The organism is Vibrio sp. TRT 2004 (genome assembly GCF_050113735.1).
Classification (GTDB): Bacteria; Pseudomonadota; Gammaproteobacteria; order Enterobacterales; family Vibrionaceae; genus Vibrio.
Map to the genome: position 1 here is coordinate 66,743 of NZ_JBNJOH010000017.1, position 10,171 is coordinate 76,913.

The window sequence follows — 10,171 nt, forward strand, 5'->3', positions numbered from 1 at the left end:
GTATGAGAAAAAATAAGTCAAATAGCACGTCATTGAACCAAAGCAAAACACCGTGCTAGCAAAGAAAGGGGCACTTCTGTGCTACGAAGTGCTAATTGTGAAGGTTCTGGACAGTATCTTGTTAGACCTGATGCTCTAAAAGGGGTCTGTCATATTAGGAGAAGTATGTTGATTCCTTGCTCGTTTATTATGTATTCCTTAGAACGGAAACTGCGACAATAATAAATTTCACTAGTGGTAGGTAGGTGCATTACACCCTAACAACAAAAGAATATATGGGTAATTTTGTATGGAAAGCATCTATAAACGCCCAAAAGAATCAAGCAACCTACAACAATAATTATCTCTAGTCCGAGTTGAACTTTTGAATTTTAAGTATGATTTCTTCACCGTACTTTTGACACATGCGACGAACAAAAATGGGTTCAATATGTTTAGCAAAGCCTAACATTCCCTTTAGTTCATTGACCTCCTCATCGCACCTCAATTGCTGCAAGCTAAAACGATGTATCAACGAACTTATTTTTCTTTTACGCTTTCGTCCAAGCGATAATCGCCCATCATTCGTGATCGTGACTCCAGTGATATGCCTATTCACTTTCTTTGAAGCGAATACAGTTTTATCAGTGTTAAACCGTAAGAAAGACATACTCGGCTGCTGCACTAACTCATTCAAGAATTTAGGGAGTTCAAACAAAATATCTGCGGTATTAGTACTAAAAGCTAAGTCATCTGCATAGCGCGTGTAAGTTATACCTTTACGTTCACAATACTCCGTAACTGCAACATCAAAGAAATACATAACCGCATTTGATATAAATGGAGAGCTTGGCGCACCTATACTCAACTCTAAGGTTGACTCGCTTCTACTTGGCTTCCAAAACAACAATGAACTGAGTACAAATTTGTCCACCTCAGTCAATGCTACATTGTGTTGTTCAAAGGTACTCAATAAAACATCAGGCTTAATTGATGGAAAAAAGTTAGTAAAATCCATCTTCAACAAGTACCTGTTGTAGCGATGCTTATTTGCATTTCTTTTAATACCAGTACCTGCTTCATAAGCCAACGCAGATCCATGTATAGGCAATACGCCTCTAAGCTCGCTTATGCATACTCTTTGTAGAGGCTTAACACTTTTTGACGGTTGAGCTATGAGTCTAGTGCCTCCACCGTTTCTTTTTGGTATTTCATACCGTTTGTAGCGAACAGGAGCTGATACGACAAATCTAGCGCACATATCTTGAGGTATACCTGATAACTCTGAAATCTTATCCAAGATATTCATATCTATGATCGCCCCTTCAGAATTTCGTTAATTTTACCTTGTACAAGTCTACGTTTCTTGGTCGATTGACTCTCACCTTCTTGGTGAAGCATGAACGTCTGCTTTATCTCGACGAACTTAGATGACCTATCAAAAGTTGACGTGTCTTTACATTTGCCAAATGTAAGTTTAGTGAGTGAAGGTTGGGTAGAAAAAAAGTAATCAACGTGGCTATACGTTTTTTGTCCAACCAAGCCAATTTTCATCAATAAATACAACAACGTAGACAATCTACGCTCAGTAACCCCCTCTATCCCTAAATCAGTCATACACTTCATAATTTCCAGCTTTTTGATTGGGGTACATAAAGAAACAATATCATGAATTAGAAAAGCGATATGACCTGAGTTTCCCTCATCAAACTGACCTGTTTTAGGGCTGCTGTCTAACTTTTCTACAAGATCTCCGACAACTAGGTCGATGTCTTCATATGCTTGTTTACTTGAGTCTGGAAAGGGATAAGCTAGTACAGATTTACTCGAATTTGCTTTGAGTTGAGCTAATGGCCCTAGGGCAATAAAAGAATCCACGCCATCGTAGTGCTCTTCAGGAATGTATACTAATAATTTATCAGATGTGCTCGCATGATTGCAGAACAACCCAAACTCAACCAAGGAGCCTGCGCTTTCAAGGCAGATAACAATCAGTGATGCAACATTTGCAATATCTTCTTCAAATTGTAGTAAGTTCGAATATTGACCTTTTTGAAAATAATCAGCAAAAGACTCAGCAACGACAGTATTCCTCTCAATTTCATTATGATGCTCATCGAGGTAAAGTAAAATTCTCTCTCTAAGGCTAGCTGGATATACAGAGGAACTAGATTCTATTGGGCCACCACAGATGAAAGTTATTCGAGGGGTAAAATGGACTGTAAATTTCCTAAAATCAAGATTCGTAAAGATACTAGAAAGTGCTAGCAAATAAGAATCTTGATTGGAAGGAGTAGAAGGCAACTGGCTGTCCTTTCTCAGTTGTTATTGGATGTAAATTGTTAGTAATCGGAAATAACACAAGGCGAACGAGTCGCCTTGTGTTGCCTTTACCTAAAGGAAGCGCAAGCATCGCTTTGTGCGCTCCTGAGGAACGAAGGATCGTGCAAAGCGATGCTTGCGCAGCCCTAAATATCCTCAATAAACATTTGTCTGGCTGAGCGCCCGACAAGATTGAACAACGAATTCTCGTTTTTCAAATCCACGCGTAAAGGTGTAAGTACTATAACGGATATATGATTCCCCATCAAAGCTCTTTGTTTTAAATGAGCTAGATAATCGCAAAATTTTACTACTAAAAGAGTCCTTCATATACCCCCCAGAGCAAGGCCCTCTTGCACTGCTCCGTATTAAGGTTTGTACTGCAAGCTAAAGACTAAACATATCCCATGTAGGTTTTCTGTTGCTTAAACACGTTTTGGGGCAAAGGTGAGACAGCATGGAACTGGCAGAAGTGCGTTACTCAATCTTAAGTGTAAAGCTCGGCATAGTCGATTAAGTCCATACAGCGATCGATATACTTTAAGTCTTCGAAAGCCCTCCATTTTTTAGCGAGCCTAAGCGAATATTTAAACTCGACAGTGTTTTCTAAAATTTCTTTATTGGTGTGCTCAACATGTACAAACTCAATACGACCAAATGGTGTTGTGTACAGACCGGATCCTCCTGTTGTTGCCAGAATTAACATCATGGGTATCTGCGAGATTACATGCCAACGTGATAGAGCGTCTTCGAATGATATATAGCACTGTTGATCTTTACGGAGTGATAAAGCGACTAGCTCAATGGCATCTGAAGGTCTTTGAGAGCCTAAATACACAATCAATTCAAACTGAATATTTACGAGATAAGGACTTCTAGCCAATACCTGTTCAACATTGTCAGTTTGGTAAATCGAGCAGATCTCATTTTTCGTGTAAATAAATTGTCCTGTGCGGCGGTAACGCATTTCAAAGATCATTCTCATGCGAAGTCCCCGTATTGATAATGAACTCTCATATTTACATGCGAATTTAGGTTAGTAAGAACACTTGAACCAGTACCTTTGCCTTCCCCATACTACGGTTCAGTGGAAGTGTGTTGAATCAGTCCAAACAAGAAATAGGGTACTGTCGTTCTAGAAAGTGTCGAGTGAAAAAGTTCTGGCCAGTTACTTGACTTCTACAAATCGGCAGGTAGCTCATAGTGACCGACACAGACAAATCGTTTAAAAGCTCATCTTATTGTTTTGAGGCTAGTTAAGTGGCAAATCAAACGAACTGCCACCCTGCGTGTGAAAGTTATTCTATTTTTATCTGTCCGGACTTAACTAAGCGTTGGAAGAGTTCATAATCATGGGCGTAGATGTAAGTGTCATGTGGAACAGTTTGTCCTATCATGAACTCATCTAAGGCATCCTTTAAGTTTGCGGGCAAATTTGTAGGATCAACAACGGAAAAAGGAATATCTTTGTGAAACTTAAAAGCTTCTAGATCTGGGGCTATTTGTTGAGTTTTTTTCATTACCCTTTCCCTAAACTCTTCATATTTGCTTGCTGTGAAATTCGCTTAGGGGTTGGCCCTTTCGGAAGACATGGAATGGTAAATGCTTCATTGATGTTACCTGCTGATGGTACTGGTATCTTGTTCCCATCTTCGTCTTTTCTGAAGCGAGCTACTCGGCGAACACTGACTTTGTTTCCCACAACGGGAATACCTAAATGCATATTCCAACCTTTGAATATTGCGGACAATTTACAAAGCAATGAGTAAGAGCTGGATTCAGTGACTAGCGATTGAAGGTAATTGCGAACTTGGTATTCGATATCGTCTTCTGACTCAAGCCCTAGTGATGAAATTATCCGCATGAGGTAGGTTTCTGGATCTAAAGGCAATGTTTCATTTTGTGGGTAACCTTTCAGCTTTTGTTTTATTAGGCAGTGAGCAAATGCGTAGATTGCTTCTGATGCTTGGCTTTCAAGTTTATGTCGTTTAACAGCTTGGGCTACAAAGTCGACAGACAGCGCAAGTTCTTCATTCTCCTCTACATAAGCTAGTATTTCAGCTGGCTGGAAAGAAGTCCCTTGAGTCCCTCTGAACGCATAAGGGTTAGAGGTGATTTTGAAGGCTTTCGATAGCATCGCTACGCGAGATAGTACGTTGGCGTTTACCTTAACACCTGCCATCTCCAGAACTTGCGATCTTGAGCGCATGTTCCCTACATCGATATGAGCAAAAGACAATTCATCAGTAACTCCATATGTTATGGGTGCAATAAAGCCTACTCCTGCTTCATATGAGGCCTCCAGGCGGTGATGACCATTCAGTATTTCTCCGTCATTAGAGATGATGATAGGCTCACCTGTTAAACACCATTGCCCATTTTTCATATCTTCAGCGTATTTTTTTACCTTCGCTTTACTCAGCTTTCGGTTTTTATTTTTTGTGTTTATAGCTCCTCTTTGGGAGAACTTCAGCATATCCCTAGCGAGTTGAGGAGTAATGTAGATAACTAGGTGCTTCAAAGTGGTTTGGACTGCTCTAACTCCTGAGTAATAACGAGCTTTGGATTTAAATATATCGTCGATTGTCTTTGAGGATAGAACCGTGGTCGCTGTCTCTAAAAGTTGCTTAGAACTAGCAAGGTAACTGGTGCTTTCTTTTTCCTCATATCGTTCGACTAAGCTATCAACGATGGACGATTCCAAAGCTTCATCTGATATCTCATTTAAGCTATCTGTATGTTTATTTGTCATATGGTAATTCTCTGTCTTACGGCTTGAAGTGTAGTGTTAGGAGCTATTCACTCAACCAATACTCAAAGTCATTATTGATCCGACGTGTATGTCGGATCAAATTTTAATTTTAATTTAGACTGCGTTTGGTATATAAATGGATGAAAAGATTTGAGACTTTCAGAAAAAAAAATCAGTGGGATGTTGGTGCCATCAAGAGGTCGCAGTTTGAAAACTCTGATCTCAACGATGCCAATAGTAGAAATTAGTACTTATTTTTCTATTGATAGGCTTTTACCTGAGTTGAACTGGGTTGCTGACGCGGCAGTTAACGCGACAAATGTTGAAAAGGTTCAGGCAATCCAGACGGAGCTTGAGAGGCTAGTGTTTAATGACTCTATCAGTGCTCCATTGACTTTGACATTTGCAGTTTTGGGAAAGCCTAACTTGAAAGGTTCTTCTAATCTAACCTCATCGCTGAAGTATGACTCTTCGGATACTTACGTCGTGGGGAATGTCTTAGGGATGGTAGCTATTTGCAAAATATTGGGGCTTAAAACGTTTTTATTTAGTTCAAGGCTTAGTGTCAAAGAAGCGAACTCTCAGAGTGAGCTTAGGCAACGTTTAGCTATGGAAAGCGTAGAGATTCGAGTTGTTTTTGACGATCAACAAGGACTTAGCAGTGCCGATGTTATTGAACTATTTAAACAAAGCCGTACCTTCGACTCTTCAATGAGTTTACCCCATATTGTAGATGCTCAAGGTGCTATGTCTTATGAAAGCTATCCACTGAGGTCCTTCATTAAGGAACTTATAGCTAGAACTGACATGGAATCGTACGGGGGTGTTAACTTTAACGCAAAGCATGTAAAAGTCTCAGAGCGTTATATTGCTACAGAATATGTTCTGTTTAAGCTGATAGTCGGTGCTGTTGCTGGTGTTGGAACTCAGGATTACAGCAAAATGTCGAAGGACATTACTCTTAATTCAGGTGAAAGAATCTCTTCTGTGCTCTCAAGTGGTTACATCGATTTTGTCGTAGCTTTCATGAAAGGATGGCTTGAATCTTTGAGGGAGGCCTTCGTTGATAATCGATCTGGCTATCATTTGTCACCACAGGTTTGGCTGGCTTTAGGGTTAACAATACATCAGCTAGTGTCTAATGGGGCCTCGTGTGAGGATCTAAAAATCGCTAGTAAGGTGTTAGGTCAACTGAACTATAGTAAAAACGCTAAACACTGGTCTAATTGTTCTGTTATGGAGTTAGATTCTAAGGGGCGAATTTACAAAAATGCAGCTGGTTCGACCCGTCAATTTAGGGTTGGTTTGTTCGAGTATTTTTTCGCTGTACTGAATGTTAAGAAATAGCGGTAGCTCTTGTATTTCATACGTACAAATCACAATGTATTCGTCACTGTTTCGTTTAACTGTTGCCAGACCTGATTTGGTATCAAGCTATCTAGCTTAGGAGTTTAAGTGCTAATGAAAATTTTATATTTCGATACATTTAGCCTTTTCTATTCACAGCAGTACATAGAAAACAATCAGAGTGTTTCACATGCTTACGAGGAGTGGCGCAAGAACTCTCCCACCAATTTACTAAAAGCGGTTAGACCTGACCTTGCTGGAATAGATAAACTTCGTAGAGCTGCTATTGAATCTGGGTTTAAGCTTTACCCTTTAGGTACTAGATATACACGTTCTTTATTTATTGCAAACAAGCTCTTTGATGAAAGAGAACTAGCACCAGATAAAATCTTGAATATACGAATGGGAGACAGTGATCCAATTAGAAGAATGATAGCTCACTCTCAAGCACTGGAAGCAGTTTGGTATGTGTGTGGTGATGCTGATTCTGAGATTTTACCTGCTTTCCCTGAGCGCTACTTAAAATCAATTTTTGGTTTAGGGGTTACAGATGAGTTGATAGCCAAAATCCATGCATTGAAAGCTGTTTAGTGTAGCAACTCATACTCGGTCTGCTGGTATAAATCTGTTTGTATTATCACTCATAATTGGACAATTCTGTTTTGGGGAGTTTGCTAATTTAGCTATTCATAAATAAGTTCTGGTATTGAAAACTGGCTACTAGCTACCGACTAGTATCTCAAAATCATCCGCAGTCCTCACCACCATCATCTCACTTCTGCCACTGTTGGTGAAAAATTCGAACAAGTCTACTTGACCTGTCTACTACTCTACAGTTCATACTATCCAAATACTAAGAACACTGGGTCAAATCGCACATGTATTTGATTTCTGAACTGGCGACGAAGGTGGGTATCTCTCGCACCACCTTACTCTATTACGAGAAGTTAGGGCTGATTAACGGCCAGCGTCTTGACAATGGATATCGCTATTACAGCGAAAACGATTTGCAGCGACTGTTATTGATTCAGCAACTTCAAAGCGCAGGACTCTCATTGAAAGAGTGCGAACAATGCTTGGACGCGAAGTTAAGTAGAAGCTTATTGGAAAATCGGCTGACGCAACTCAACCATGAAATTGATAAAAAAATCCACGCTCGTGAGTTGCTACTGGCGTTACTTGGGGAACGTCCACAAAGAGAGTTACACCATTCCCTGAGTCAAAGTGCGCCTAGCGCTTACTTAAACTGGTTAAGTACGCAGGGTTACAGTGAAAAAGAAGCGCTCCGATTGAAGTGGCTATCAAAAGATATGAACGAACACGAGAGTTACATGAAAGACTTTATGACGGTCTTTGCAACATTAGAAAGATGGGGGCCAGGGAGTCACAAGGACTCTTTAAAAGCGATTTCATTAATGTCTCCTCAGACAATGACCGATATTTTAGATATTGGTTGCGGCACTGGCACCTCAACATTACTGCTAGCCGATAACAGTACCGCGCACATTACCGCCGTGGATAATGAGCCTATTGCCATCGAACAGCTCAATAAAAAAATCCAAAATGCACAGTTACATGAGCGGATTTCTCCTGTTTGTGCCTCCATGACGGAACTGCCATTTCAGGCAAAGAGTTTTGATGCCATTTGGGCGGAAGGCTGCGTCTACATTATGGGAATGGAGAACGCACTAAAACAATGGAAGCCTCTGTTGAAAGACAATGGCGTGTTGATGGTGAGTGATTTGGTTTGGCTCACTGACTCTCCCGACGAAGAGACAAAACAGTTTTGGCTGGCAGACTACCCAGACATTCAATCGATACCTAAACGGCTAGCTCTGTTCAAAAAGCATGGCTACGACGTGATCGAACACTTTTCATTAGGCGTCGATGCATGGCAAAACTACTGGCAACCTCTGCAAGACCGAGTTGAGGAATTACAAGCTGCTATGCCTGCGTCCCAAGTGTTATTGGACATTAACAAAGAGATTTCGATTTACGAGCGCAGTGCTGCAAAAGATTTTACCTATCAGTACTTTATTTTAAAAATTGCAAACTAGAGATAGATATATGAAATACGCTTTGTACAAACAAGAACAAGCTCAAGAAATCATTACACTGTTCAATAACACATTTTCGGATTCAGAGGGTAAAGAAGAAGGTGCATTAATTGCGAAACTCGTGGAAGACTTTCTCACTTTACCAACCAAAGATGAGGATCTTTATGTGTTTATTGCTCAAGATGAAAGTGAACGCATTATCGGTAGCATCATTTTCTCTCGCCTATCGTTTCCAAATGGTGAAAACATATTCCTTTTAGCCCCCGTGGCCGTTGCAACAGAGTGTCATGGGCAAGGTGTAGGTCAAGGATTGATCAAGTTTGGGTTAGCGACACTGAAAGAAAAAGGCATCACCGTTGCCATTACTTACGGGGATATCAACTTTTACTCAAAAACAGGATTCGCTCCAATCAGTCAGGACATAATTCAAGCTCCGCTAGACTTGTCCTACCCTGAAGGTTGGATTGCACAATCTTTAGTCAGTAAAGCGCTCCCTAACATTGAGGGAAAACCAACATGCTTACCCGCTATCGACAATCCATATTATTGGTAGTTAATTGGCGTGAAAATTCCATCGTTTCTGAATTTAGATGGCTATGCTTAAACGCTATTTTCTAAGCGGCGCTCTTACCATGCTCACCTAGTCACTACGGACATACCGTGTATGTTCTAAGCAATTATTCTTTGATAACCTTTAGAAACCACTGATAAATTTGAGGGCTATGATGAAAGTAAGAAAAGCCGTTTTAGATGACTTACCCTACCTTGTTAACTTCACTTCTGAAGAAGCAAGAGAGGCTGAGGGGAGTATTAAGATCCCAGAAACACTTGAAAAGGGCATTCTGGTTGCGCTGCGTGATCCTTCAATTGCTACCTATTGGGTTTTAGTTGATGAGAACGATACTCCCGTAGGGAGTGTCTCTGCGGTTCGGGAATGGAGCGACTGGAACGCTGGTTATTACTGGTGGATTCAAAGCATGTTCTTATCCAAATCACAGCGAGGCAAGGGTCGTATGTCATTGCTTTTGGATGCGGTAAAACATGAAATGAAAGTACAAAAAGGCTTAGAGCTGCGCCTATATGTTCACAAAGACAACTGTACGGCTGTTAGAGCTTATCAAAATGCTCATTTTTCAAAGTCCGATTACGAAATCATGATTTTAAGCAATTGAGTGAATTGTCATCAGTATCGTACCCACTTTAACATTACCCCAAATAGGTCAATTTATGACAAGATATATGTATCCTGACTCTTAGGTTAGAAAGGTTTTGGACATTTTTAATTTGACATCGACGGACTAACTTTCACCCTATTAATAACTTTTAGTATCCAAAAGCATAATCAGGCTCTGCTTATCACTGTTACAGAGATTCAAGAAAATGGACAAAAACTTCCATCTTCAACCAGTTGTGTTAGATTCATGTTATGCACTTTTTCAGCATAACATGCAAACCATCCTTAGAAATACTTGTACCCTGAAATAAATTTCAACTCAAATCGAAACTTATAACTAAATCTACCGTTAAAAAACCTCTAAGATTTTCTTATAAGTCTCGTGTCTGGCAATACTACGGCCTTCAGACAAGAGAAAGTTCTTCAGAACGTCGTAAGCTAGCGGATTATTGGCAATTTCTCTGGGCTTTGTTGCTTAATTCAGAGAAAAGGCATACCAGCCCATAATGCTTCATTTTTAAACAACATACTGAGTTTCAG

General features: G+C 40.2%; 10 protein-coding genes. 5 read left to right on the forward strand and 5 right to left on the reverse strand.

Annotated features, from left to right (window positions below; genetic code table 11):
- Positions 1–346: 346 nt before the first annotated feature.
- From ACQEXR_RS09280 to ACQEXR_RS09300, 5 genes are all read right to left on the reverse strand, one after another.
- Complete coding sequence (locus ACQEXR_RS09280; RefSeq protein WP_114785413.1) at positions 347–1,288, reverse strand: retron St85 family RNA-directed DNA polymerase; 942 nt, start codon at positions 1,286–1,288, stop codon at positions 347–349.
- Positions 1,289–1,290: 2 nt separating this feature from the next.
- Positions 1,291–2,283 (reverse strand): retron St85 family effector protein, encoded by a 993-nt coding sequence (locus tag ACQEXR_RS09285; protein WP_427020178.1) that lies wholly within the window; start codon positions 2,281–2,283, stop codon positions 1,291–1,293.
- 505 nt (positions 2,284–2,788) lie between these two features.
- Positions 2,789–3,286, reverse strand: a complete 498-nt coding sequence (locus ACQEXR_RS09290; RefSeq protein WP_427020179.1) for a hypothetical protein — start codon at positions 3,284–3,286, stop codon at positions 2,789–2,791.
- A gap of 313 nt (positions 3,287–3,599) precedes the next feature.
- On the reverse strand, positions 3,600–3,821 hold the full coding sequence (locus ACQEXR_RS09295) for a hypothetical protein (RefSeq protein WP_101959597.1): 222 nt from the start codon (positions 3,819–3,821) through the stop codon (positions 3,600–3,602).
- Positions 3,821–5,053: a chromosome partitioning protein ParB gene (locus ACQEXR_RS09300; RefSeq protein WP_427020180.1), complete on the reverse strand. Its 1,233-nt coding sequence runs from the start codon at positions 5,051–5,053 to the stop codon at positions 3,821–3,823. The genes ACQEXR_RS09295 and ACQEXR_RS09300 overlap by 1 nt, the downstream gene beginning before the upstream one ends.
- A gap of 150 nt (positions 5,054–5,203) precedes the next feature.
- Between ACQEXR_RS09300 and ACQEXR_RS09305 the strand changes: the two genes are divergently transcribed.
- The 5 genes from ACQEXR_RS09305 (at position 5,204) to ACQEXR_RS09325 (ending at position 9,629) form a co-directional block, all read left to right on the forward strand.
- Positions 5,204–6,400: a hypothetical protein gene (locus ACQEXR_RS09305; RefSeq protein WP_427020181.1), complete on the forward strand. Its 1,197-nt coding sequence runs from the start codon at positions 5,204–5,206 to the stop codon at positions 6,398–6,400.
- A gap of 114 nt (positions 6,401–6,514) precedes the next feature.
- Positions 6,515–6,991 (forward strand): hypothetical protein, encoded by a 477-nt coding sequence (locus ACQEXR_RS09310; RefSeq protein ID WP_427020182.1) that lies wholly within the window; start codon positions 6,515–6,517, stop codon positions 6,989–6,991.
- A 287-nt stretch (positions 6,992–7,278) separates the two neighbouring features.
- Positions 7,279–8,457, forward strand: a complete 1,179-nt coding sequence (locus ACQEXR_RS09315; RefSeq protein ID WP_029835714.1) for a methyltransferase domain-containing protein — start codon at positions 7,279–7,281, stop codon at positions 8,455–8,457.
- Between the two features lie 10 nt (positions 8,458–8,467).
- Complete coding sequence (locus ACQEXR_RS09320; RefSeq protein WP_053809106.1) at positions 8,468–9,010, forward strand: GNAT family N-acetyltransferase; 543 nt, start codon at positions 8,468–8,470, stop codon at positions 9,008–9,010.
- Positions 9,011–9,179: 169 nt separating this feature from the next.
- Positions 9,180–9,629 (forward strand): GNAT family N-acetyltransferase, encoded by a 450-nt coding sequence (locus ACQEXR_RS09325; RefSeq protein WP_029835716.1) that lies wholly within the window; start codon positions 9,180–9,182, stop codon positions 9,627–9,629.
- The last annotated feature ends 542 nt before the right edge of the window (positions 9,630–10,171 follow it).

Bases quoted from the DNA above. Each gene is read 5' to 3' on its own strand.
- ACQEXR_RS09280 (WP_114785413.1), bottom strand. From the start codon at position 1,288: ATGAATATCTTGGATAAGATTTCAGAGTTATCAGGTATACCTCAAGAT.
- ACQEXR_RS09290 (WP_427020179.1), bottom strand. From the start codon at position 3,286: ATGAGAATGATCTTTGAAATGCGTTACCGCCGCACAGGACAATTTATT.
- ACQEXR_RS09295 (WP_101959597.1), bottom strand. From the start codon at position 3,821: ATGAAAAAAACTCAACAAATAGCCCCAGATCTAGAAGCTTTTAAGTTT.
- ACQEXR_RS09300 (WP_427020180.1), bottom strand. From the start codon at position 5,053: ATGACAAATAAACATACAGATAGCTTAAATGAGATATCAGATGAAGCT.
- ACQEXR_RS09310 (WP_427020182.1), top strand. From the start codon at position 6,515: ATGAAAATTTTATATTTCGATACATTTAGCCTTTTCTATTCACAGCAG.
- ACQEXR_RS09315 (WP_029835714.1), top strand. From the start codon at position 7,279: ATGTATTTGATTTCTGAACTGGCGACGAAGGTGGGTATCTCTCGCACC.
- ACQEXR_RS09320 (WP_053809106.1), top strand. From the start codon at position 8,468: ATGAAATACGCTTTGTACAAACAAGAACAAGCTCAAGAAATCATTACA.
- ACQEXR_RS09325 (WP_029835716.1), top strand. From the start codon at position 9,180: ATGATGAAAGTAAGAAAAGCCGTTTTAGATGACTTACCCTACCTTGTT.